This window comes from Sphingomonas sp. Ell38C01, assembly GCF_055231975.1.
Genome location: NZ_JBUYVA010000001.1, coordinates 722,013 through 744,861, shown reverse-complemented (window position 1 = coordinate 744,861; position 22,849 = coordinate 722,013). Strand labels below are relative to the sequence as shown.

Here is a 22,849-nt window from a genome sequence, read left to right as displayed (position 1 = left end):
TCGCCGACCAGCTAGACCGCCACTGGATGCGCTGGACGCTCGCGGCCTGGATCGCGATCGCCGCATGGTATGTGTGGCAGCGCTGGCCCGCGATCACCTGGCTCGCGCTCGGCGATACCGACGACAACATGCGGCTGATGCAGGTGCGCGCGTGGATGCACGGGCAAGGTTGGTACGATCTGCGCAACTACCGGCTCAATCCGCCGCAGGGCTTCGACATCCACTGGAGCCGAATCGTCGACCTGCCGATCGCGGCGCTGATCGTGATCCTGCGCCCGTTCGCCGGCCCGGTCTGGGCGGAGAAGCTGGCCTGCGGCATCGCCCCGCTGCTCCCCATGTCGATCGCGCTGCTCGGCGTCGGCGCCACCGTCCGCCGCCTCGTCGCGCCCTTGAGCTGGCCGCTCGCGATCGTCTTCTTCCTCGGCAGCACCGCGACGCTGCTGATGTTCATGCCGGAGCGGATCGACCATCACGGCTGGCAGCTCGCGATGCTCAGCGTCACCGTCGCCGGGCTCAGCGACCCGCGGATGCACCGCGGCGGCGCACTCGTCGGCCTCGCCAGCGCGGTGTCGCTGTCGATCGGTCTCGAGATGCTGCCCTATGCCGCGATGGCCGGCGCGATCATCGCCTTGCGCTGGGTGTGGGACCGCGCCGAAGCACCGCGCCTGATCGTCTACGGCGCCACGATCGGCGGGGGCTGCGCGATCGGGTATGTCGCCTTCGCGAGCTACGCCAACTCCGTCCTGCGCTGCGATGCGCTGACGCCGGTGTGGCTCAGCGTGATGGTCGCCGCCGGCGCGTTCGTCGTGATGCTGGGCGTCGCGAACCCCGCCAACCGGCCCGTCCGCCTCGCGCTCGCCGCGGTCGCGGGGGGCGTCGTCGTCGCCGGGTTCGCGCTGCTCTTCCCGCAATGCCTCGGCCGCCCCGAACAGGTCTCCCCCGAACTCGCACGCGAATGGCTGAACAACGTGCGCGAGGCCAAGCCGATCTACCGCCACCCCTTCCGCTCCGCCTTCCCGATCGTCGCGCTGCCCGCGATGGGGATGATCGGCGCGATCCTTGCGACGTGGCAGGCCCGGCGCGACGCGCGCATCGTCGGATGGGTGCCCGTCCTCCTGTTCAGCGCGTTCGCCGCGCTGATGCTGCTGTGGCAGGCGCGCGCCGGCCCCGCCGCACAGCTCCTCGCGATCCCCGGCGCGGTCGCGCTGGCGTGGATCGTCTTCCCGTGGGTCCAGCGCAGCCCGATCATGCTGGTGCGCGTGTTCGGCTCGGTCGCCGCCTTCCTCGCGGTGTCGGGGCTGTTCGCCTATTACATGATCCAGTGGCTGCCGATCGACCGCCCCAATGCCTATGTCCAGCGCGTCAACAAGGCGAGCGGACGGTGCATGACGCTCCCGGCGCTGCGTGCGCTGGACCGCTATCCCGCGCAGACGATCTTCACCTTCGTCGACATCGGCCCGCGCCTGATCGTCGCCTCGCACCACGACGCGATCGCCGGCCCCTATCACCGCAACGGGCAGGCGATCCTCGACGTCCAGCACGCGTTCAAGGGCTCGCCAGAACAGGCGCGCGCGATCATGAAGGCGCACGGGGCGACATTGCTGCTGCTGTGCCCGGACATGGCCGAATCGACGATCTACCGCTCGAAGGCGTTCCACGGCTTCTACGGCCGCATGGCGCTCGGCGAGCGCTTCGACTGGCTCGTCCAGCAGCCGCTGCCCAAGGGTTCGCCCTTGCGGCTCTACCGGATCGAGTGATCGTCTAGCGCAGTTGCTCGACCACCCCGTCGATCACGAACTGCACTGCCAGCGCCGCCAGCAGCACGCCGAGCAGCCGGGTGATGACCGCCTCGATCTTGTGCCCCAGCACGCGCATGATCGGCCCCGCCGCCAGAAGCGCCGCCAGCATCAGCACCAGGTTCGCGCCCAGCGCCGCCAGCACCACCGCGGAGCGCTCCAGCCCGTCGTTGCGCGCCATCAGCAGCATCACCGACGCGATCGATCCCGGCCCCGCGATCATCGGCATCGCCATCGGGAAGATCGAGACGTCCTCCGCCTCCTCCTCGGTGATGTTCGCGGCGCGATCCTCGCGGCGCTGGGTGCGCTTCTCGAACACCATCTCCAGCGCGATCAGGAACAGCATCACCCCGCCCGCGATGCGGAAGCTCGCCAGTTCGATCCCCAGCGCCCGGAGCAGCGGCTCGCCGAACAGCGCGAACACCAGCAGGATTCCCGCCGCGACGATCACCGCGCGGATCGCCATCGCACGCCGGTGCGCGGCGTCCGCCCCCGCGGTCAGGCCTGCGAAGATCGGCGCGCAGCCCGGCGGATCGATGATGACGAAGAAGGTGATGAACGACGAAACGAACAGTTCGATCACAACCCCGCCTCCGCCGCGAGGCCGCCACGCATCCGCGCCGCGACGACGGTATTGCGCAACAGGCACGCGATCGTCATCGGCCCGACCCCGCCCGGCACCGGCGTCAGCGCGCCCGCGACGTCGGCGACCGCGGGATCGACATCGCCGACCAGCCCCGCGTCGGTCCGGTTGATCCCTACGTCGATCACGACCGCGCGGGGCTTGATCCAGTCCGCCTGCACCATGTTCGCGCGGCCCACCGCCGCGACGACGATGTCCGCGCGCCGCACCACGTCCGGCAGGTCCCGAGTCCGCGAATGCGCGATCGTCACCGTCGCGCTCTTCGACAGCAGCAGTTGCGCCATAGGCTTGCCGACCAGGATCGAGCGCCCGATCACCACCGCGTCCTTACCCGAAATATCGCCCAGCACGTCCTCGATCAGCATCAGCGAGCCCAGCGGCGTGCACGGCACGAGCCCCGGCAGCCCCAGCGCCAGCCGCCCGGTGCTGACCGGCGTCAACCCGTCGACATCCTTCGCCGGATCGATCGCGGCGACCACCGCCTGTTCGTCGAGATGCGTGGGCAACGGCAGCTGGACGAGGATCCCGTCGACCGCATCGTCCGCGTTCAATTTCGCGACCAGCGCGAGCAGCGCGTCCTGCGTCGCATCGGCGGGCAGGCGGTGCTCGAAGCTCTCCATTCCCGCCGCGACCGTCGCCTTGCCCTTCGAGCGCACATAGACCGCCGACGCCGCATCGTCGCCGACCAGCACCACCGCAAGGCCCGGCCTGCGCCCCGCCTCGTCCGCGAACCGTGCCGCAGCCTCGGCCACGCGTGCGCGCAGCCCGGCCGCAAAGGCCTTCCCATCGATGATCGTCGCGCTCATGGCGCCGCCCCATAGAGCGCGGCGGCGATTCCCGCCAGCGCCTGCGCATCGCCATCGATATGCAGCCGCTTCAACCGCGCCGTCTCGCCCGAGATCACCCGCACGTCGCGTCTGGGGACCGAGAACGCCTTGGCGACCAACGCCACCAGTGCGGCGTTCGCGGCACCGTCGACCGGGGCCGCCGCGATGCGCGCCGCGAGATGCTCCGCCGTCCCCGCCGCCAGCGCATCGCGCCCGCCGCGCGGCGTCACGCGGACCGCGATCGCCAGCCCGTCAGCGGTGGCGCGCCAAGCGCTCAGACGGCCGCACCGCCATACACCGCCTGCACCGCGGCGGCGTCGAGCACCTTGTCGAGGATGATGATGATGAGCAGCACGACCATCGGCGACAGGTCGAGCGCGCCGAAATCGGGGAGCACGCGCCGGATCGGGCGATAGAGCGGCTCGGTCATCCGCTGGAGCGCGGTCCAGATCGAACGCACCAGGTCGTTCGACGTGTTGATGACGTTGAACGCGATCAGCCACGACAGGATCGCCTGGACGACGATGATCCACCACACGACGTCGAGCAGGATCTGAGCGATCTGGATGATGAGCAGCAAAGGTGTCTCCGTGGTCGGTCGGCGTGCTCTCCCTCTATAGGAACGCCGCGCCCGCGCCGAAAGGCGTCACTTCCGAATCAACGTCCCCGCCCCGCGCTGCGTGAACACCTCGAGCAGCATCGCGTGCGGCACGCGCCCGTCGAGCACCACCGCGGCGTCCACCCCCGCCTCGACCGCGGCGACGCAGGTTTCCAGCTTGGGGATCATCCCGCCCGAGATCGTCCCGTCGGCCCTCAGCGCACGCACCGCGGCGGGATCGAGATCGGTCACCAGCGCCCCCGCCTTGTCGAGCACGCCGGCCACGTCGGTCAGCAGGAAGAAGCGCGACGCCCCCACCGCGGCCGCGATCGCGCCCGCCATCGTGTCCGCATTGATGTTGTAGGTATGCCCGTCCGCGCCCATCGCGATCGGCGCGATGACGGGGATGATCCCCTCGCGCGACAGGCTGTCGAGGATCCGCCGGTCGACCGCGACGGGCTCGCCGACGAACCCCAGGTCGACATGCCGCTCGATCCCCTGCAGCGGATCGGGGTCGCGCACCCCCACTTTCTCCGCCTGCACCAGACCGGCGTCCTTGCCCGAGATGCCGACCGCGCGGCCCCCCGCCTGCCCGATCCAGGCGACGATATCCTTGTTGATCGATCCCGCGAGAACCATCTCCGCGATCCGCGCCGTCTCCGCATCGGTCACCCGCAGGCCGTTGACGAACTGCGATTCGACGCCGAGCCGCTTGAGCATCGCGCCGATCTGCGGCCCGCCGCCATGGACGACGACGGGGTTGATCCCGATCGCCTTCAGCAGCACCACGTCCTCCGCGAAATCGCGCTGGAGATCGGGATTGCCCATCGCGTGCCCGCCATATTTCACGACGAACGTCTTGCCGGCATAGCGCTGGAGATACGGCAGCGCCTCGGTCAGCGTCTCGGCCTTGGCGAGCAGCGCCGCATCGGGGGTGTGGTCGGTCAAAGAAGCATTCCGTTCGTCTCGAGTAGCCATCGAGCCTGTCGAGATGGCGTATCGAGAGACCAGTACCTCGATACGAGCCCTCGACAAGCTCGGTCTCTACCCGGCACGATCGGACAAAATCAACGTCACGCCCGATCCAGCCCCCGGTCCAGCCGCCGCCCCAGCGCCACGAACGCATAGATCAGCGGCGGCACCAGGATCGCGGACAGCAGCACCTTGGCCGCCATCTGCCCGACAAGCAGCTCGCCGATCGGGAACACGCCCAGGAACGCGATCGTCGCGAACAGCAGCGTGTCGACGATCTGGCTCAGCACGCTGGCGATCCCGGCGCGCAGCCACAGCAATGTCGCGCCCTCCCGCCCCTTGAGCCACGAGAAGATCGTGACGTTCAGCGTCTGCGAGATGCCGTACGCGATGATCCCGCCCAGCCAGATCCGCCACGTCGCGCCCAGCACCAGCTGGATCGCGTCGCGGTTCGCCGGGATCATGTCCGCGGCGGCGGGCAGCAAGTGGACGATCCACGACAGCAGGATCGACACCAGCAGCGGGACGAACCCGTACAGCACCAGCCGGTTCGCCACCTGCCGCCCATGCAGCTCCGCGGTGGCGGACGAGACGACGACGAGCAGCAGGAACGCGAAGATCCCCGCCTCCACCGCCAGCGGGCCCAGCCCCAGCAGCGGCCCGATCGCGGACAGCGGCCCCAGCGCCACCTGCTTGTTCCCCAGCACGCCCGCGATGCAGACCATCCCGCCGTAGAAGATCGCGAACGCGAACAGGGATGGCGGGATCGTGCGCGGCGCGGTGGTCGGGGTGTCCATCCGCAGGGACGCTAACGCCAAATCCCGGCGCGTCAAACCGCAGGCTTTCAAACCGCTGGCGACACGTCGGCGCGCGTGTCATGGTAACGGGCTTGAGCGTCGGGGGGATCCGCGTTCGCCAACATCAAGCCGCGGGTGCGCATGAACCGTTTCGCTATCGGCATCGCCGGAATCCTCGTCATCCTGGCCATCGCCTTCGCGCTGTCGACCGATCGCCGTGCGATCCGGCTGCGCGTCGTCGGCGCCGCGTTCGGGCTGCAGGCGCTGATCGCCACGATCGTGCTCTATTGGGGTCCCGGCCGCGCCGCGCTCGCCGGGGCGTCGGGGGGCGTCGCAGCACTGCTCGGCTATTCGCAGAAGGGCACCGAATTCCTGTTCGGCAACCTCGCCAGCCCCGCGGTCGGCGGCACCAGCTTCGCGATCGCGGCGCTGCCCGTCATCATCTTCTTCGCCAGCCTCGTCTCGATCCTCTATTATCTGGGCGTGATGCAGTTCGTCGTCCGCTGGGTCGGCGGCGCGATCGAATGGGTGATCGGGGTGTCGAAGGTCGAATCGCTGTGCGCGGCGGCGAACATCTTCGTCGGACAATCCGAATCGCCGCTCGTCATCCGTCCCTATCTGGCAGGGCTGACGCCGCCGCAGCTGTTCACGGTGATGACCAGCGGGATGGCGGGCGTCGCGGGGACGATCCTCGCCGCCTATGCCTCGATGGGGATCCGCATCGAATATCTGCTCGCCGCCAGCTTCATGGCGGCGCCGGGGGGCATCCTGATGGCCAAGATCATCATGCCCGATCGCAGCGTGCCGCCGGAGGGCGAACTCCCGCTGGGCGACCTGCCCGACGCCGACGTCGAGATCCGCCTGTCCGAGGCGCGGATGAGCGGCGCCGGCCCCGCCGCGCTGCCGAGTGAGTCGATCCCCGGCGAGCCGCTTCCCGAGGCGACGCACGACGAGGAGAAGCCCGCCAACCTCATCATGGCGGCGGCGCAGGGCGCGCAGACCGGCGTCCGCCTCGCGGTCGCGGTCGGCGCGATGGTGCTCGCCTTCGTCGCGCTGGTCGCGCTCGCCAACGGGCTGCTCGGCGGGATCGGCAGCGCGGTCGGCCTGCCCGGCCTCAGCTTTCAGGCGCTGCTCGGCTATGTCTTCCAGCCCGTCATGTTCCTGCTCAACGTGCCGTGGAACGAGGCGGGGATCGCGGGCGGGCTGTTCGGCGAGAAGATCGTCCTCAACGAGTTCGTCGCCTATATCGATCTCGGCAAGCAGGCGGGCGCGCTCTCCCCCCGCACCGTCGCGGTGGTGACGTTCGCGCTGTGCGGCTTCGCCAACTTCTCGTCGATCGCGATCCAGATGGCGGTCACGGGCAGCCTCGCGCCCAACCAGCGCCCGATGATCGCCAAGCTCGGCCTGCGCGCGCTGGCGGCGGGCAGCCTCGCCAACCTGATGTCCGCAGCACTCGCGGGGCTGCTGATCGGCTGACGCATGGACCTCGTCTTCACCAAGGGCGCGGGCAGGAGCGACACGCTCGCGATGCGCCATGCCGATGGCCGCATCGAGACGATCGATGCGCCCAAGCAGCGGATCGTGCCCCACGACATGGTCCATTACGCGGTCGAATCGGTGGTCGCCGCGCGTGGCTTTCTCGGCCGCGTCGCGGACGGCGAGGCAGCCGATTTCACGATGCAGGGCGCCGCCGAGAGCGACGGCGTCGAACGACTGGTGGAGACGATCCAGGGCGACGCCTGGTCCGGCGGCACCACCCCCGCCGCCGACGTCCTCGCGCTCTACGCGGTCACCTGCGCCGCGCGCGTCTGCCCCCCGCTCGCGATCGACCTCGCCACGATCGACGCGATCCGCGCGAAGATGGCGGAGTTGACCGCGAAGTGGGACGCGGTCCCCGTCGGCGGCACGATGGCGCTGACGCTGTAGGGCTCCCGACCAAACAACCGTCACCCCAGCGAAAGCTGGGGTCTCTCTCCGTGGAAGCGCCCGCCCAGCCTCACGAAGATCCCGGCCTTCGCTGGGATGACGGAGTGGGAACGCGGATCATCTCACCCCTTCCACCGCCGCGCGATCCCCGCCAGCACGAAGTCGACGCTCTCCACCGCCGCCGCCACGCGCTGGTTCACCCGCCCCGCCTCGTCGCGAAACCGCCGTGCCAGCGCGTTGTCGGGCACGATCCCCAGTCCCGTCTCGTTCGCCACAAGGATCACCCGCGCACGCGACGCCGCGATCGCCGCCAGCAGCCCATCGGTCGCCGCGCCGATATCGTGATCCCCCAGCAGCAGGTTGGACGTCCACAGCGTCAGGCAGTCGACCAGCACCACCCCCTCCGCCGGGATCGCCGCCGCCAGGTCGAGCGGTGCCTCCACCGTCCGCCACCGCGCGTCGCGATCCGCCCGATGCCGCGCGATCCGCTCGCGCATCTCGTCGTCGAACGCCTGCGCGGTCGCGACGAACACGCGCTCGCCCCCGAGCGTCTCGGCCAGCGCCTGCGCATGCCGGCTCTTGCCCGAACGCGCGCCGCCGAGGACGAAATGGGTACGGCCGAAGGATTGCATGTCGCCCCGCATAGCCGATAGGGCGCATGGCATGAAACCACCCCGCACCGACGCCGATCACAATGCGCGCATGAAGAAGGTGCAGACCGCGCAGGCCAAGAAACTGGCGACCAAGACGATCGAGAAGGGTCTGCTGATCGTCCACACCGGCAACGGCAAGGGCAAGACCAGCGCCGCGCTCGGCATGGTCATCCGCGCGATCGGCCACGGCATGAAGGTGGGCGTGATCCAGTTCATCAAGGGCGCGATGGAAACCGGCGAGAAGGCGGTCTTCGACGCGTTTCCCGAGCAGATCGAGTTCAAGCCGATGGGCGAGGGCTTCACCTGGGACACGCAGGACCGCACCCGCGACATCGCGGTCGCGCGCGCGGCGTGGGACGAGGTGAAGCGGATGATCGCCGATCCGTCCTACGCGATGGTCGTCGCCGACGAACTCAACATCGTCCTGTGCTACGACTATCTCCCGCTCGACGAGGTGCTCGCGGTGCTCGCCGCGAAGCCCCCAATGACCCACGTCATCGTGACGGGTCGCAACGCCCCCGACGCGCTCGTCGAGGTGGCCGACCTCGTCACCGACATGACGATGGTCAAGCATCCGTTCCGCGCCGGCGTGAAGGCGCAGAAGGGGATCGAGTTTTGATCCCCTCTACCGTCATCCCGGACTCGATCCGGGATCCATGGCGCCGCGAAGACGACGGGCCGTCGGTCGCGCGGACGGATGGATCCCGGATCAGGTCCGGGATGACGGACGTGTTGATCTCGGCGCCCTGCCACGATCCTCCCCTGCAAGGGGAGGTGGCGCGAAGCGACGGAGCGGTGTCGACGGCGGCGGCGGCGTGCTCCGGTCCGACCCGGGACACCCCTCCGTCAGTCCTGCGGACTGGCACCTCCCCTTACAGGGGAGGATCGACCGATCTGCCGCGCCAGCGTCCGCGCCGCCAGCACATAGTCCGGGCTCCCGCACACCGTCCACGCCTGCGGGATCCACAGGCGTTTCATCCCGCGCAGCGCCGGGTGATGCAGCATCTCGGTCCCCTGGTCCGCCACCCGTGCGGTGCCGCTTTCCATGATGAGGAAATCGGGCCGGGCCGCCACCATCTCCTCGAGCGACAGCTGCGACAGCGCCGGCTTGCCCAGCTGCGTCGCGAGATTGACCAGCCCCAACCGCCCCATCATCTCGTCGACCAGCGTCCCGCCCCCGGTCATGTACCCGCGCCGCTGGTAATAGGCCGCCACTCGCCGCCGTCCTGCCTCGGGCCCGACCTTCGGGATCGTCGCCAGCCCGCGCCGCATCCGCGCGATCAGCGCCGCGCCGCGCGCGGGATGCCCCACCGCTGCCGCGACCTGCCGCACCTGGTCCTCGATTTCGGCATAGCTGTTGGCGATCCCCAGATCGAGCGTCCGGTATGCCCGCCCGCCCAAGGTCGCCCGCCGGGGCGCGACGATCAGGTCCGGGTTCATCACCAGCAGCTGCTCGGACGAATCGGTGAGAACCGGGATGCCCTGCGCCCGCGCGGCCGCCGCGGAGATCGCCGGATCCGCCGCATTGCGCGTCAGCGCCGCGATCTGCCCCCGGTCGGCGAGCGCGAGCACCAGCTGGTCCGCGCACAGGTTCATCGACACGATCCGCGTTGGCACACCGGGGGGCGGCGCGGGAGCGGCCCCGATCGTCAGCAAGGCAAGACTTGCGCCGACCAGAGTTCGAACGCCGGTCTTCCTCTCCCCCCGGGAGAGGGAAGGGGCCCGCGACCGGAGGTCGTGGGAAGGGTGAGGGTGGCTCCGGGCGCGCCGGCTGCCATAAGATCGCGCAATCACACCCGTCCGCATACCCACCCCGCCCCGGCGCACCAAGCATGATCCCCCGCCCCGTCCTCCTGACCGCGCTCGCCGCGCTTGCCGCCACCGCGGCGATCGCGTCGCTTCTCCTCGGCACCGTCGCGATCGCCCCCGCGCGCCTCCTCACAGTCCTGACCGGGCATGGCGATCCGGTCGCGACGACGATCCTGCTCGACCTGCGCCTCCCGCGGACGATCGTCGGGCTCGCGGTGGGCGCGATGCTCGCGCTCGGTGGCGCGGTGTTGCAGGGCTATCTGCGCAACCCGCTCGCCGATCCCTCGGTGCTCGGCCCGTCCAACGCCGCGTCGCTCGGCGCGGTCATCGCGATCTATTACGGCTTCTCCGAACTCCATCCCGCCTTCCTGCCCGCCATGGCGATCGCGGGCAGCCTCGCCGCGCTCGTCCTGCTGTTCGCGCTCGCGGGCCGGTCTGAGAGCACGCTGACGCTGATTCTCGCCGGGATCGCGGTGTCGACGCTGGCGACCGCCGGCGTCAGCCTCGCGCTCAACCTCGCGCCCAACCCGTTCGCGGTCATGGAGATCATGACATGGCTGATGGGGTCGATCGAGAACCGGTCGTTCGCGCATGTCTGGGTCGCGCTGCCGTGCATCGCGATCGGCGCCGCGCTGCTGCTGGTCGACGCGCGCGCACTCGACGCGCTGACGCTGGGCGAGGACGGCGCGCGCGCGCTGGGGGTCGACCTGTCGCGCACCCGTCTGCGGCTGATGCTCGGTGTCGCCATCGGGGTCGGCGGCGCGGTCGCGGTGTCGGGCGCGATCGGGTTCGTCGGGCTGATCGTCCCGCACCTCGTCCGCCCGCTCACCGATCGCAGCCCGTCATCGGTGCTGGTCCCCTCGATGCTCGGGGGCGCGGCGCTGCTCACCTTCGCGGACATCGGCGTGCGACTGGTCCCGACCGACAACGAACTGAAGCTCGGCGTCGTCACCGCGTTCCTCGGCGTCCCCGTCTTCCTCGCGTTCCTGCTGCGGGAGCGCCGCCTGTGGTGACGATCTCCTGCGACGCCGTCGCCGTCCGCCTGGCCCGCCGCGCCGTCGTCCACGACGCCACGCTGTCGCTGTCGGCGGGCACGATGGTCGGCATCGTCGGCCCCAACGGCGCGGGTAAGTCGACGCTGCTGCGCGCGCTGCTCGGGCTCGTCCCGGTCGCCGGCGGCACCGTCGCGATCGACGGCACGCCTCTCCCGGCATGGAACCGCCGCGACCTCGCCCGCCGCGTCGCGTACCTCCCGCAAGGCCAGACGCTCCACTGGCCGCTCTTGGTCGAGCGCCTCGTCGCGCTCGGCCGGATGCCGCACCTCGCGCCCCTGTCGCGCATGGCGCCTGCCGACACCGCCGCGATCGACCGCGCGATCGATCGCACCGACATCGCGCACCTGCGCCACCGCACCGCCACCGAACTGTCGGGCGGCGAGCGTGCCCGCGTCCTCCTCGCCCGCGCGCTCGCGGTCGAGGCGCCCGCGCTGATCGCCGACGAACCGCTCGCCGCGCTCGATCCCGGCCACCAGATCGACGTCATGGCGATGCTGGCGCGCGAAGCCGCCGCGGGTGCCCTCGTGGTGGTCGTCCTCCATGACCTGACGATGGCCGCGCGCCACTGCGACCGGCTGGTCCTGATGCACGAGGGTCGCATCGTCGCCGACGACACGCCCGCCGCGGTCCTCACGCCCGCACGCCTCGCGCAGGTCTACGGGATCGCAGCGCGCATCGGCGAGGCCGACGGTGCCCCCCTGATCGTCCCGCTCCACCGCATATGAACCCGGCGCCCGGTCCGTTCACGCACGCCCTGTCGAAGCCGCTCGCCCGGGAGGTCAATCGGCCGGCGACAGTCAGGAAGGCCGTCCTCGACAAGTGACTTATTCGGGGTCTGCTGGTGATGTCGATCGGGTCAGCCGGAACGCGCGTTCGATCCTGCGGGACTGAGCCTCGACGCCACAACACGCATGGCACCTTCTGCGCGACACCCGTGCGCTACAGCCAGGACCGGGTTGCGGTCAAACGGTTGCTTTACTGGAAATTTCTGTGGGGTGGTGCCCCACAGAGGACAAAGATGGGCACTCAGATCATTGGAAAATCCGGATCTCGCTGCTCTGATAAATCACAAACTACCCGCCAGCGCGCCTCCACAGAACGCCGGCGGACAAAAGTGCGACGCCTTCAAACGGTACTGATGGTCCCGCCGTCGATAACGAACTCGGCGCCGTGGATCGCGGCGGCGCGGTCGGCGGCAAGGTAGGCGATCAGATCGGCCACCTCTTCCGGTTCGGCACCGCGTCCGATCGAGATTCCGCCTAGGCCGTCGAGCACCGACTGGCGCGCGTCCTCGATCGTTCCGCCATTCGCCGCGCGAAGCATTTCGAGGAAGTCGCCGGTCGCCTCCGTCATGATCCAGCCCGGCGAGACGGCGTTGACCCGCACGCCCTTGGGCCCGACTTCCTTGGAGATCGACTTGCTGTAGGTCCTCAGCGCCGCCTTGGCCGCGGCATAGCCGGTCGTGGAGTCGGGCAGCGGCAGCACCGACTGGATCGAGGTGACGTGCACCACGACGCCCTTGCCCCGCTCGAGCATCTGCGGGATCAGCAGGCGATCGAGCCGGACGGTGGCCAGCAGATTTAGGTTCAGCTCGGCTAGCCAATGCTCGTCGCTCAGCGCAGCAAAGCCACCTGCCGGCGACGCCGAGCCGCCGACGACATGCGCGAGAATGTCGATGCCACCCAGCCGCTCGACCGCCGCCCTGGCCAGCGCTTCGCCGCCCTCTGGCGTGGTCAGGTCCGCCTCGACATAGTATACGCCTTCGATGGTGCCCCTGATTGCCCGCGCGGCGGTGATGACCCGTGCGCCGCCAGCCAGAAAACGCTCGACCGTGGCGCGGCCGAGACCCTTGGTGCCGCCGCTGACAAGCACGCGCTTGCCGGCGAACTCGGTCGGATCCGCCCTGATGCTCATACCGTGACCTCCAGCGACGTGATGGCGCCGTTCGCCAGCGTGAAGCGATAGGTGAAGCGCAGCGGGCTGCCCGGGAAGTCGCCATGCGCCGGTCCTTCGACGACGACGGCGCCGCCCTCTTCACGAACCGTATCGGGCGTGAAGATTGCGTTTACAGGGATCACCTCTTCCTCGAGCAGGTGGCGAATAGCCGCCTGTCCCGCCAAGCGCTTGCCGTTGTCGGTGAAGACGGCGCCGGGCAGGAAAGGCCGCAACATGCCATCAAGGTCGAGCCGGGCATTCGCCTCGACATAGTCAGCGATCGGCTTCGGTAGATCGACTGGCACAAGTCATCTCCTTGATTGGTGATGACCCGTAGTTAGCCATGGACATTCTACCTGATAATCGAGACAAATCGCCACAGCGTGTCATGGAAAGCGGGATAATGAATCGGCATGCGCTGATCGAGCTTGAGGCGGTGCTGGCCATTGTCCGGTGCGGCTCCTTCCGTGCCGCGGCGCTCGATCTCGGTATGTCGACAACCGCCATCAGCAACGCGGTAGGCAAGCTCGAGCGAGAGCTGGCCGTGCGGCTGTTCAATCGCACCACGCGCAGCGTATCGCTGACCCACGCGGGGCGGATCTTTGTCGCGCAGATCAAGCCGGCGCTCGAAGACATCCAGAAGGCGATGAACACAGCGCGCGCGCAGCAGGAGACGCCGTCCGGGACCCTGCGCATCAATGCCTTTGCGACGGCCGCGCGGGAGATCATGGCACCGCTCGTGCTGACCTATCTGCAACGCTATCCGCAGGTTCATATCGACCTCGTCACCGAGGGACGGCTGGTGGACGTCGTGGCGGCAGGCTTCGATTGGGGCGTGCGCAGCGCAGACCTGGTGCCGAGCGACGCCATCGCCATCCCGCTCGGCCAGACGCGACGCATGGCCGTCGCTGCTTCCCCGGCCTTCTTCGAGGAACGGGCGATCCCGCAGATGCCGCAGGATCTTGCAACCTACCCCTGTCTCCGGATCCGGCTTCCGAACGGCGCCCTGTTCCGATGGCGCTTCGAAAGAGCCGGCGAGGAGCTGCACCTCGATGTCGAGGGGCCGATGACGCTCGACGAGGCGTCGCTCACCCGGATCGCAGTCATGAACGGCGTGGGGATCGGCTATTTTATGGAGACCGATGTTCGCGAGGACATCGCGGCTGGGCCGCTCGTTCGCATTCTCGAAGACTGGACGCCGCCCCTTGCGCCGCTGTGCCTCTATTATTCCAACCGGCGGAATTCCTCTGCCGCCTTCCAGGCGTTCATCGCGCTCGCACGTGACTTTGCCGCCGGGCGGCTGGCAAAGCCCTGACGGCGAGTGCGACCACGCCTTTCGTCAAGCCGACTGCGACGCCAGCCATTGAACAGCAACTCCCAGGTTGAGGCCCAAGCCCTCTTCTACGCACCGCTCATTGTCTGAGTGCGGTGACCCCTACCCGCGTACCCGCGAGCGTGAGGAAAGTTCTCGGAAGTCCTCTATGGGGTCGTCAAAAATTGGCAGTTTTCCGACAACTTCTGAAGATGGTGCCCCACAGATGACGAAGATGGGCATTCAAATCTATGGGAAATTGCGATCAGTCGCCGGTGACCTCGCCCTCATCGTCCGGCAAATCCTCTCGGACGTGCCGGTTGCGAACGTCTTTCAGCACGTCCTCCATCTCGAACAGCAACGCACGACCCTTGTCCGTCTTGCCGTTGGTTTCGTCCTGATCCGCCGCGAATAGCGCCTTGGCCCACACGGCCAGGTCCATCAGCGACACATAGCGCTCCTCGCCCAGTTTCTTCCGGACGACCTCGAATCCGCCGGTGTAGGCCGGCGTCGCCAGCATGAGCGTCAACGTCAGCACCACCGTCTCCTATTCTGCCGCCATCGCGTGCAGATATGTCCGAATAGCGAGATGGTGTTCTCGCAAAATCCAATGGTGTGGTTTGAATTACCCCCTTAGGGTCTGGACCCATTGATGTGAGCGTCGCGATCTGATTCAGGCTCCACAAGGAGACCGTTGATGAGCGACCTGTACTGGCTGACGGATGAGCAGATGACGCGTCTGCAGCCGTACTTTCCCAAGAGCCATGGCAAGCCGCGGGTTGATGACCGGCGGGTGCTGAGTGGCATCGTCTTCGTCAATCGCAACGGGCTGCGCTGGTGTGACGCGCCGAAGGATTATGGTCCGCACAAGACGCTGTATAATCGCTGGAAGCGGTGGGGCGAGAGGGGCGTCTTCCTGTGCATGATGGAGGGGCTGGCGTCAGCGGAGGCAGAGCCCGAGACCGTCATGATCGACGCGACCTACCTGAAGGCACACCGCACGGCATCGAGCCTGCGGGTTAAAAAGGGGATCTCGGCCGCCTGATCGGCCGCACCAAAGGCGGCCTGAACACCAAGCTGCACGCCGTCAGCGATGCGAACGGCCGCCCCTTGAGCTTCTTCATGACCGCCGAACAGGTCAGCGACTACACCGGCGCGGCAGCCCTGCTCGACGACCTGCCAAAGGCGCAGTGGCTGCTTGGCGACCGCGGCTATGATGCCGATTGGTTCAGGGATGCTTTGCAAGCCAAGGGCATCCAGCCCTGCATCCCAGGCCGCAGATCGCGCAACGAGCCGGTCAGGTACGACAAGCGCCGGTACAGGCGCCGCAGCCGCATAGAGATCATGTTCGGCCGCCTGAAGGACTGGCGCCGCGTCGCCACACGCTACGACCGATGCCCAACGGTCTTCTTCTCCGCCATCGCCCTCGCTGCCACCGTCATCTTCTGGCTATGACCAATGAGTCCTGACCCTAGGATTGAAGCGTTTCATTTCGGTCGAGGGTGCGCATTGCATGGGGTATTCGAGCGTCCGCCATCTACCGCCCCTCCTCGTCGCGCTTGTAGCGGGTCATTTCGCCGGGGGCGCGAGCATCGCGCAAGCGCAAGGCGCAGCGCTATCCTGTCCGTTGACCGCATCCTACCGGACGGACAATCCCTTCGCGCGGATCATCCGAGGGGAGATTTCGGCCTCCATCTTCGCTCAGGACAAGCGCGTCATGGCGATCATTCCGCTGGAACGGGAGCATCCCGGTCATGTGCTGGTCATTCCGAAATCTGCGGTGCGCAACCTCGGCGATCTGAGCGATCGCGATGCCCTTGCGATCCTGCATATGGTTAAGCGGGTGGCTGCCGCGCAGCAGCGCGCGTTGGGCAGCACCGGCTATTCCTTGCAGCAGAACAACGCCAGTCGGCAGGATGTCTGCCACTTTCACGTCCATGTCATCCCCAACACCCCTCCCGTCCCCAGGACGCGCCTGACACGGGCCGAGATGGACGCGATGGCGGAGCGATTGCGGGCCGCCCTCCCGCCGCGCTGAGCCTCCGTTCAGACGTCCGTATCCCGACAGCCTGCTCGTTCCCGGACACCATCCTTTGCCAAAAGCACCTCGGGCGGTCGGTAACCGTCATGCCAGCGCCTCGGCTTACGGCTTGAGGCGCGTTTCCACGGTGGAAAGGAGTTTCCAGGTCCGGCCTTGTCTGAACCACGTGTCGACGCCAGCCAGTCGGCCGACCTTAACCGTTGCGTCCGGTGCCGTCCATGACTCGCGCCAGGTCACCATCGCGACGTTTGCGAAAAACCGCACCTGAGCATGGTCGAGGCGTGCGGTGGTCCGTCGCGTGTCGCGACGGACCGTGTCGATCAGTTGCGAACCGGATCTCACCTCGCCACTGGACAATATCCAGAGAGCCCGCGGATCAAGATGACGTTGCAAAGGCGCAGGGTCGGCGGTGACGAGCATCTTTGTGAATGCCTCTGTTGCGTCGAGGATATAGCGACAGCTTGAACGGTCGGTGCCATCGCACTCCCCCGATCGACCGTCCCGCGGACCGTCGGGTGCGACCGCGATGACCACGGCGACGACCGTCAATGCCGCGATCAGATTGCTCATCCGTACTATTCCCCCCGCGGTAGATGCACGACACGACCGCGCTCATACTGGCTGACACCGACACCGGTTTCGTGAGAGTGTCAATCGACGTGTGACGCCCCCCCGTCGAGTTGCGCGCTGGCTATAGTTTGCGCGGCGTTCCTGCCTTGTGCGACTTATGTTGGGCGCATCCCGAATGCGGCGTCGTCAAGGGTTGGACGCCCCAACGAAGGCCACCACGATGCGATTGAACTGCTTTGGATTTTGCAGCGGCGCGAAGTGGCTGACGTTTGGAAGAGTTGTCAGCGTGGCGCCCGGGATCGTACGAGCCAGATACCGTGCGTGGCTTTGCCGAATGACTTCATCATGCCTGCCGGCAACAATGGTGGTCGGAACCGTGATGGCGGCGAGATCGCGCGCGGTGTAGTTGGGTTCGCGGTCCCACATGACGTTTACCGCGGCTTCCAGTGCGGAGCGGGCATCTGGTGTCGTGGAGCGCCGGCGATAGCTTTCGGCCGTCAGACGGCCGTACCGCCGGAACGTCGCGCTGCCGTCACCGCGAGGGTCCACGCCGGAAAGGTCCATATTCGCGCCGAACGCAAGCACACGCGAGACGCGGGCCGGGTTCTTCATCGCCAGCACCAAACCGACGATCGCCCCATCACTCCATCCGACGATTGCGCAGCGTCGGCGATGCAGCGAATCCATGACGAGGACGACGTCTTCCGCCATCCGACCGTAACTGAGTGGCTGATCGTCCCTCGTGCTTCGACCGTGACCGCGACTGTCGATCAGAATCACCTCGTGCCCCGCCCGCCGCAGAGCCGTTACCTGATTGCCCCAGAAGCTGCTGTCCGCCAGACCCGGATGCAGGAGAATGACGCACGTCCCCCGACCGGTGCGTTCGTACCAGATCGATGCGCCACCCGCCGGGACGGTCCCTGATCGACCATCGGCAGGAAGGGCCATCGGCAGCGGCACGGTTTGCCAAAGAGGGACGCCCCGTCGACCTGCGATGGCGGTCCCGCTGATGACGATAGTCGCCATCAGGCCGATACATGCCGTCCTCGATCGTCGATCCATACATATCCTCCATTTACTCGCCGTGCTCGCGGCTGAGTGCGGTCGCTCGCCGCGCCGTGAGGCGCGATGACCCTCACCGCGCATGAGCGGCGATCCATCGGTCGAGCTCCGGCAGCATTCGGTCGGCGACGCGAGCATTGACGACGATCGCCGCGATCGCCCCCTCGAACGGGCGCCTCGCATCGGCGGGAACCTCCCGCTCGACATAGGCCCGCACCGCCGGGATCGTCGCCGGATCGTCGAGAAGGCCGACGACCGTCGCCGTCACCAATCGCCGGACGCCGGACGCCATCGCGATCTTCGGATCGGCAAGGTGCGGCACGACCTCGTTCCAGACGAGCAGGGGGTGCGCCTGCGCGAGCGCCACGATCAGCGAGGCATTGGCGCCGGCGGGCACCTCATCGCCGAGCACGATCGGCACCATCCGCCGGGACAGCGCGTCGTCCTGGACGCCCGCCAGCATCGTGTAGAGCTGCAACTTCTGCAGCGGATCTGCGGTCGCGCGCGCCCGGGCGAGCAGCGCATCGAAGGTCGCCGCATCGGCACTGGCGGCGAGGAGGATCTGCGCCGCGCGCCGGTTGCCGGGCGTTGCGTCCTTCGCCATCGTGGCCCGGGCATCGGCGAGGATCGTGTCGTCGCCGAGCGCGCCCAGCACCTCGATCAGCCGCGCGCGAGCGACCGGCACGTCCGCTGCTTCGCCCGCACGCGGCGTCGCGCCCAGCACGGCCAGCGCGGGGCGCAGCAGGCCGACCGCATAGCGCCGGAAGGTCGCGCGCGCGGGCCGATCGCCATAGGCCCGATCGACCGTCGCCAGCATGTCGGCGATGCGCTCCCATACGACCGTCTGCGCGGTCGGCGGAATATGGCTGACGATATCGAGCAGGTTGCCGCCCGGCGCATCGCCGGCCCTGGCGAGCGCAAGTGCATCCTGTGCAAGGCCGATCTGGTCGACGGCCGCCAACGTCGCCACCTGCGGCATAAGGGCCGCGAACGTCATGGGGTCGTAGAGAACGCGCGCATAGGCGGTCTGGCCGGCGTTGACCAAGACCGGCCCGCTGGCGGGCACGCTGTCGCGGCCGTCGAGCAGCAGCGGCATGGCCTTGCCTGCGATCGTGTTCATCAGCGGGATATGCCATCTTCCGGCAATCTGGTTACGTTCAGAGCCCACCAGCGCAAAGCGGCCAGTGGTCAGGTCGATGCCGTTCGCGCTCTTCGTGACGCGGATCAGCGGCAGACCGGGCTGCGTCGTGAAATCACGTTCGATGGTCAGGATCGGCTTGCCCGAGACGCGCTGCATCGTCGTCCAGAAGTCGGCATCTACGGTGGCGGCATAGGCATGGGCGCGCATATAGGCGCGGACACCGTCCCGGAAGGACGCATCGCCGGTCGTGGCGGCGAGCATGGTGATGACCGCCGCCCCCTTGTTATAGGTGATGCCGTCGAACGCGTCTTCGGCCTCTCTGGCGGTGCGCAGCTTCTGGACGACGGGGTGCGTCGATGGCAGGGCGTCCTGCGCCTTCCCCTTCTCGAAGATCGACTGTGCCCGGAGCCCCGTCTGCCAGTCGGGGTGGAGGGCATCGGCGACCCGGACCTGCATCCAGCGGGCGAAACCCTCGTTGAGCCAAAGGTCGTCCCACCAGTTCATCGTCACCAGGTCGCCGAACCACTGGTGCGCCATTTCGTGGGCGACGACGGAGAAGACGCCTTGCCGTTCCGACGCCGTGCCGGTGATCGGGTCGATCAGCAAAGACTGCTGCGAATAGAGGATCGCGCCCCAGTTCTCCATCGCGACCGATGCGATCTGGCCGGGGGCCGCGATCAGGTCGAGCTTGGGAAGCGGATAGCGAACGCCGAAATAGCTGTTGTACCAGCCGAGCAGCGCGGCGGCCTCGTCAAGGGCAAAACGCGCCCGCGGCGTGTCGCCACGCCGGACGACGACGCCGACATCAATGCCATCGACCTTACGCGAAATCCGTTCCCAGTCGCCGATGCCGAGGAAGAACAGGTAACTCGACATCCGCGGACTTCTGGCGAACGTCACGCGGGTCGTCGTCGGGGAGAGCCGCTCGGTCCGGGCGATCGGCATGTTCGATACCGCCATGCGATCGGCCGGCGCGTCCACAGTCACCGTGTAGCTGGCCTTACGGGCGGGCTCGTCCCAGCCGGGAAAGATTTTGCGCGCGAAGGCGGGTTCGAGGTTGGTCGCCAGCGTGCGTCGCGGACCCGCCGGCGTGTCGTAATCCATCGCGAAGACGCCCACCGTCTCCCGCCCGATGGCGCCATGATAGTCGATGGTGAGGCGGTGGCGGCCGGGCCGGATCGGCGCGGCAAAGCGGATGGTCGCCCGCTCCAGTTTGGCGTCGTAGCTGGTCGTGCCAACCGCGCCGTTCTCCAGCGTCACCCGGTCGAAGGTCAGGCCGTCCGCGTTGAGCACGATGTCCCGGGTCGATGCGCGTACGTCGATCGCCGCCGCGTTGATGCCGGTGAAGGTCAGCGCCTTGAGATCGGGCCGGATTGCCAAGTCGTAATGAGTGGGCACGACCGTATCCGGCAGTGTCTCCCGCATCTGGGCAAACAGGGGGCTGGGACAGATGACGAGGATACCGCCGATGAAACCGAACGCGTGCGAAATCAGGTGTCGTTTCATGATGCCTTCCCCCTTGGATTGCCGTCTACGCGCTGATGTCAGACGCGTACAAAGGCGATACGTGGCTTTCTACGATCGAGCAGATCGCAAGCGCGTTCTTGTCGTCAATTGACAGCGATAATCTTGCTGATGACTGGGATTGGTCATACGAAAGTCTTGTAAAGACATCCAAATCGATACTCTCGCGCCTTCAAAGGCCAATCTAGAAGATTGGAACAGTCCCGTTCGCGACCCTACGATTCCCGTGCTCGGATAGGGCGGCAAGCTCTCGCTGTCGGTATGTTAATTGACGATGCTGGACCGACCGCCGAAGTGGATGATCATTGCAGTGTGCGCCGGATGTGGTCTCTCAGGACATCGATCGGAAGCGGACCGTGACCCACCACCTCGTCATGGAACCGGCGAATGTCGAACCGCGACCCCAGGCGTCGTTCCGTTTCCTGCCGTAGTTCGGCGATGGCGAGATATCCCGAAGCATAGGCGAGAGCCTGAGCGGGAATGTCGGACGAGTAGCGCAACACTTCGGAGTCGATCTCCTTGTCGGAATAGAAGGTGTTTGCCCGCATGAAGTCACGCGCCTGATCGTATGTCCAGCCATCATAGTTGAGGCCGACATCGACGACCAACCGCGTGAAGATGGTGTTGTTCAGCATCAGGCGGCCGAGAAGATCATACGGCTCGTCGAGCGCCCCCATCTCACGCGCGAGATTGGAGGCATATTCGGCCCAACCTTCAGAAAAGGCAGTAAAATCCTCGCTGGTACGCCGGAAGTCGGGAAGGCCCGTCTGTTCGGCCTGAAGCTCGCGCTGGAGATGATGCCCCGGCATCAGCTCATGGAAGATCAGCGCACAGGCAGAGGCGAGCGACCGCTTTTGCAGGTTCGATCCGTTGAACCGGTATTCGCCATAAGGCTGGGCGGAACTCGACTGCTTGTAATAGCCGAACGTCATTCCCGCCTCGTCGCCGGGGTCCAGGCGGCGGGTGCGATACGGCGCTTTCGGAAGACGACCGAAATAGGCCGGCAGCCGGGGCGTCAGCCGTGCGAGACAACGATCATACCTCGCCACGACCTCGTCGGCGCTCTTCGCGATGAAACGCGGATCACTGTTGGCATAGTCGCGCAGGCCGGGTCTGCCGCCGGGCACGCCGAGCTTCGTCGCAAGATCTGCCAACGCCTCGTTATTGGCGTCGAGCATGCGCTGACCGAGCGCCTGTAGCGCGGTCGGCTCGATCGTCATGGTGGTCGATCGGCGCGCCAGCATCCGGTAATAGTCACGTCCGCCCGGATATTGGGCGAGACCGACGGTGTCCGGCGCCTTCGCCTCATAGGACGGTCCCAATGCCGCGAGCAGGGCATCGGCTGCGGGCACGATCCGCGCCGAGGCGGCCTGCACCACCTGGGAAAATGGTTTGCGTTCGCTTTCCGGCAAACGGGCAAGGCGATCTTCGGGGATCGCCGACCATGTGGCGGCCTCCGTCCGGAGGTTTTCCAGCACCCCCCGCCCGCGCGGTATCTGGCGCCGGGTCATCCTGATGCCCCGGCCCTCCTGCTCCTCAAGGCGCTGCCGCATCGCGTTCAGCCGATCGGCGACGGATCCGAGCAATGCGACATAGGCCGTGCGGTCGCTCGCGGTCGCGAGCGGGTTGCTCGTCAAGGCCGGCCCGACATCGCCGAGTTCGGACAGCGTGTAGGGTGCAGGGAAGCTGTACCAATAGTCCCGCGGCAAGGTTTCAGCATTGCGCAGCAGCCAGCGCAGCGTTTCGGCGGTCAGCCGGTCCTCCGCGCCGAGCTTCGCGACCGACACGCGATCGAGCTGCGCGAGCAGGCTGCGGGCGAAGGCGACCTCGGCGTCGAGATCGCTGGCACTCAAGGCAGGAAGCGCGCCGGCCGCGCGACCAAGCGCCATTTGGGCCGAGAGACTGCGCGCGACCTGATGGGCACCATAGCGATCCGAGATTGCCCGCAGTGTCGCCGCCGGGTCGTTTGGAGCCGCCTCGATCGGCACGTCGCCGGCCGTTGCGATGGTGCCCGTCGGCAGCACCGAAGCCAGTAACGCTGCTGCGATCCGCACCGCACGTTCCACACCATTCACCCCTGCAACTCCCCTTTGTGCGCCGATGTCCGGTCCGACCGGATCGCACATTCCCCGCGCCATGATCTTCCAAGCCGATCGTTTCGCGGCATGGTTGGTCGAGCCGCATTCGA

24 protein-coding genes are annotated in these 22,849 nt (G+C 67.5%); 9 read left to right on the top strand and 15 right to left on the bottom strand.

The window, feature by feature from the left end; all coding sequences use genetic code 11:
• Positions 1-26 precede the first annotated feature (26 nt).
• On the top strand, positions 27-1,757 hold the full coding sequence (locus ACV7NO_RS03610) for an AcrB/AcrD/AcrF family protein (RefSeq protein WP_463407271.1): 1,731 nt from the start codon (positions 27-29) through the stop codon (positions 1,755-1,757).
• A 4-nt stretch (positions 1,758-1,761) separates the two neighbouring features.
• Here ACV7NO_RS03610 and ACV7NO_RS03605 read toward each other — a convergent pair whose 3' ends face one another.
• The 6 genes from ACV7NO_RS03605 to ACV7NO_RS03580 form a co-directional block, all read right to left on the bottom strand.
• On the bottom strand, positions 1,762-2,379 hold the full coding sequence (locus tag ACV7NO_RS03605; protein ID WP_463404655.1) for a MarC family protein: 618 nt from the start codon (positions 2,377-2,379) through the stop codon (positions 1,762-1,764).
• Positions 2,376-3,245, bottom strand: a complete 870-nt coding sequence (gene folD, locus ACV7NO_RS03600) for a bifunctional methylenetetrahydrofolate dehydrogenase/methenyltetrahydrofolate cyclohydrolase FolD (protein ID WP_463404654.1) — start codon at positions 3,243-3,245, stop codon at positions 2,376-2,378. Before folD ends, ACV7NO_RS03605 begins: the two co-directional genes overlap by 4 nt.
• Positions 3,242-3,508 (bottom strand): DUF167 family protein, encoded by a 267-nt coding sequence (locus ACV7NO_RS03595; protein WP_463407270.1) that lies wholly within the window; start codon positions 3,506-3,508, stop codon positions 3,242-3,244. The genes folD and ACV7NO_RS03595 overlap by 4 nt, the downstream gene beginning before the upstream one ends.
• A gap of 32 nt (positions 3,509-3,540) precedes the next feature.
• Entirely contained in the window at positions 3,541-3,846 is a 306-nt protein-coding gene (locus tag ACV7NO_RS03590) for a YggT family protein (RefSeq protein ID WP_463404653.1), read from the bottom strand.
• A 66-nt stretch (positions 3,847-3,912) separates the two neighbouring features.
• Positions 3,913-4,842 carry an acetylglutamate kinase gene (gene argB, locus ACV7NO_RS03585; protein WP_463404652.1) on the bottom strand — a complete coding sequence of 310 codons (930 nt, stop codon included), beginning with the start codon at positions 4,840-4,842 and terminating at the stop codon, positions 3,913-3,915.
• Positions 4,843-4,937: 95 nt separating this feature from the next.
• Entirely contained in the window at positions 4,938-5,633 is a 696-nt protein-coding gene (locus ACV7NO_RS03580; RefSeq protein WP_463404651.1) for a queuosine precursor transporter, read from the bottom strand.
• Positions 5,634-5,774: 141 nt separating this feature from the next.
• Between ACV7NO_RS03580 and ACV7NO_RS03575 the strand changes: the two genes are divergently transcribed.
• The gene (locus tag ACV7NO_RS03575) at positions 5,775-7,109 is read left to right on the top strand and encodes a NupC/NupG family nucleoside CNT transporter (RefSeq protein ID WP_463404650.1); all 1,335 of its coding nucleotides are present in this window, start codon (positions 5,775-5,777) and stop codon (positions 7,107-7,109) included.
• A 3-nt stretch (positions 7,110-7,112) separates the two neighbouring features.
• Complete coding sequence (locus tag ACV7NO_RS03570; protein WP_463404649.1) at positions 7,113-7,559, top strand: hypothetical protein; 447 nt, start codon at positions 7,113-7,115, stop codon at positions 7,557-7,559.
• A gap of 122 nt (positions 7,560-7,681) precedes the next feature.
• Here ACV7NO_RS03570 and cobU read toward each other — a convergent pair whose 3' ends face one another.
• Positions 7,682-8,191: a bifunctional adenosylcobinamide kinase/adenosylcobinamide-phosphate guanylyltransferase gene (gene cobU, locus ACV7NO_RS03565; RefSeq protein WP_463404648.1), complete on the bottom strand. Its 510-nt coding sequence runs from the start codon at positions 8,189-8,191 to the stop codon at positions 7,682-7,684.
• Between the two features lie 31 nt (positions 8,192-8,222).
• On the opposite strand from cobU, the gene cobO reads away from it, so the two are divergent.
• Positions 8,223-8,831: a cob(I)yrinic acid a,c-diamide adenosyltransferase gene (gene cobO / locus ACV7NO_RS03560; RefSeq protein ID WP_463404647.1), complete on the top strand. Its 609-nt coding sequence runs from the start codon at positions 8,223-8,225 to the stop codon at positions 8,829-8,831.
• Between the two features lie 227 nt (positions 8,832-9,058).
• Here the strand turns inward: cobO and ACV7NO_RS03555 are convergent, their stop codons facing one another.
• Positions 9,059-9,829, bottom strand: a complete 771-nt coding sequence (locus ACV7NO_RS03555; RefSeq protein ID WP_463404646.1) for an ABC transporter substrate-binding protein — start codon at positions 9,827-9,829, stop codon at positions 9,059-9,061.
• Between the two features lie 215 nt (positions 9,830-10,044).
• Between ACV7NO_RS03555 and ACV7NO_RS03550 the strand changes: the two genes are divergently transcribed.
• Both ACV7NO_RS03550 and ACV7NO_RS03545 read left to right on the top strand, forming a co-directional pair.
• Entirely contained in the window at positions 10,045-11,034 is a 990-nt protein-coding gene (locus ACV7NO_RS03550) for a FecCD family ABC transporter permease (protein ID WP_463404645.1), read from the top strand.
• Complete coding sequence (locus tag ACV7NO_RS03545) at positions 11,028-11,801, top strand: ABC transporter ATP-binding protein (protein WP_463404644.1); 774 nt, start codon at positions 11,028-11,030, stop codon at positions 11,799-11,801. The genes ACV7NO_RS03550 and ACV7NO_RS03545 overlap by 7 nt, the downstream gene beginning before the upstream one ends.
• A 400-nt stretch (positions 11,802-12,201) precedes the next feature.
• Here the strand turns inward: ACV7NO_RS03545 and ACV7NO_RS03540 are convergent, their stop codons facing one another.
• Both ACV7NO_RS03540 and ACV7NO_RS03535 read right to left on the bottom strand, forming a co-directional pair.
• Positions 12,202-12,990: an SDR family oxidoreductase gene (locus ACV7NO_RS03540; protein WP_463404643.1), complete on the bottom strand. Its 789-nt coding sequence runs from the start codon at positions 12,988-12,990 to the stop codon at positions 12,202-12,204.
• Positions 12,987-13,316, bottom strand: coding sequence for a nuclear transport factor 2 family protein (locus ACV7NO_RS03535; RefSeq protein ID WP_463404642.1), 330 nt, complete (start codon positions 13,314-13,316; stop codon positions 12,987-12,989). Before ACV7NO_RS03535 ends, ACV7NO_RS03540 begins: the two co-directional genes overlap by 4 nt.
• Before the next feature lie 98 nt (positions 13,317-13,414).
• On the opposite strand from ACV7NO_RS03535, the gene ACV7NO_RS03530 reads away from it, so the two are divergent.
• Positions 13,415-14,326: a LysR family transcriptional regulator gene (locus tag ACV7NO_RS03530; RefSeq protein ID WP_463407269.1), complete on the top strand. Its 912-nt coding sequence runs from the start codon at positions 13,415-13,417 to the stop codon at positions 14,324-14,326.
• Positions 14,327-14,588: 262 nt separating this feature from the next.
• Here the strand turns inward: ACV7NO_RS03530 and ACV7NO_RS03525 are convergent, their stop codons facing one another.
• On the bottom strand, positions 14,589-14,861 hold the full coding sequence (locus ACV7NO_RS03525) for a hypothetical protein (protein ID WP_463404641.1): 273 nt from the start codon (positions 14,859-14,861) through the stop codon (positions 14,589-14,591).
• 159 nt (positions 14,862-15,020) lie between these two features.
• Between ACV7NO_RS03525 and ACV7NO_RS03520 the strand changes: the two genes are divergently transcribed.
• Positions 15,021-15,778, top strand: a protein-coding gene (locus ACV7NO_RS03520) for an IS5 family transposase (RefSeq protein ID WP_463404640.1) whose coding sequence is annotated in 2 segments (ribosomal slippage) — positions 15,021-15,354 and positions 15,354-15,778 — 759 coding nt in all. Because the reading frame shifts where the segments join, the coding sequence is not laid out codon by codon here.
• Between the two features lie 172 nt (positions 15,779-15,950).
• A complete protein-coding gene (locus ACV7NO_RS03515; protein WP_463404639.1) occupies positions 15,951-16,361 on the top strand; it encodes an HIT family protein in 411 nt (136 codons plus the stop codon).
• Positions 16,362-16,466: 105 nt separating this feature from the next.
• Here ACV7NO_RS03515 and ACV7NO_RS03510 read toward each other — a convergent pair whose 3' ends face one another.
• From ACV7NO_RS03510 to ACV7NO_RS03495, 4 genes are all read right to left on the bottom strand, one after another.
• Entirely contained in the window at positions 16,467-16,934 is a 468-nt protein-coding gene (locus ACV7NO_RS03510; RefSeq protein WP_463404638.1) for a nuclear transport factor 2 family protein, read from the bottom strand.
• A 186-nt stretch (positions 16,935-17,120) separates the two neighbouring features.
• Positions 17,121-17,960: an alpha/beta fold hydrolase gene (locus ACV7NO_RS03505; protein ID WP_463404637.1), complete on the bottom strand. Its 840-nt coding sequence runs from the start codon at positions 17,958-17,960 to the stop codon at positions 17,121-17,123.
• A 109-nt stretch (positions 17,961-18,069) separates the two neighbouring features.
• Positions 18,070-20,535, bottom strand: a complete 2,466-nt coding sequence (locus ACV7NO_RS03500) for a M1 family metallopeptidase (protein ID WP_463404636.1) — start codon at positions 20,533-20,535, stop codon at positions 18,070-18,072.
• A gap of 428 nt (positions 20,536-20,963) precedes the next feature.
• Positions 20,964-22,799: a DUF885 domain-containing protein gene (locus tag ACV7NO_RS03495; protein ID WP_463404635.1), complete on the bottom strand. Its 1,836-nt coding sequence runs from the start codon at positions 22,797-22,799 to the stop codon at positions 20,964-20,966.
• Between the last annotated feature and the right edge of the window lie 50 nt (positions 22,800-22,849).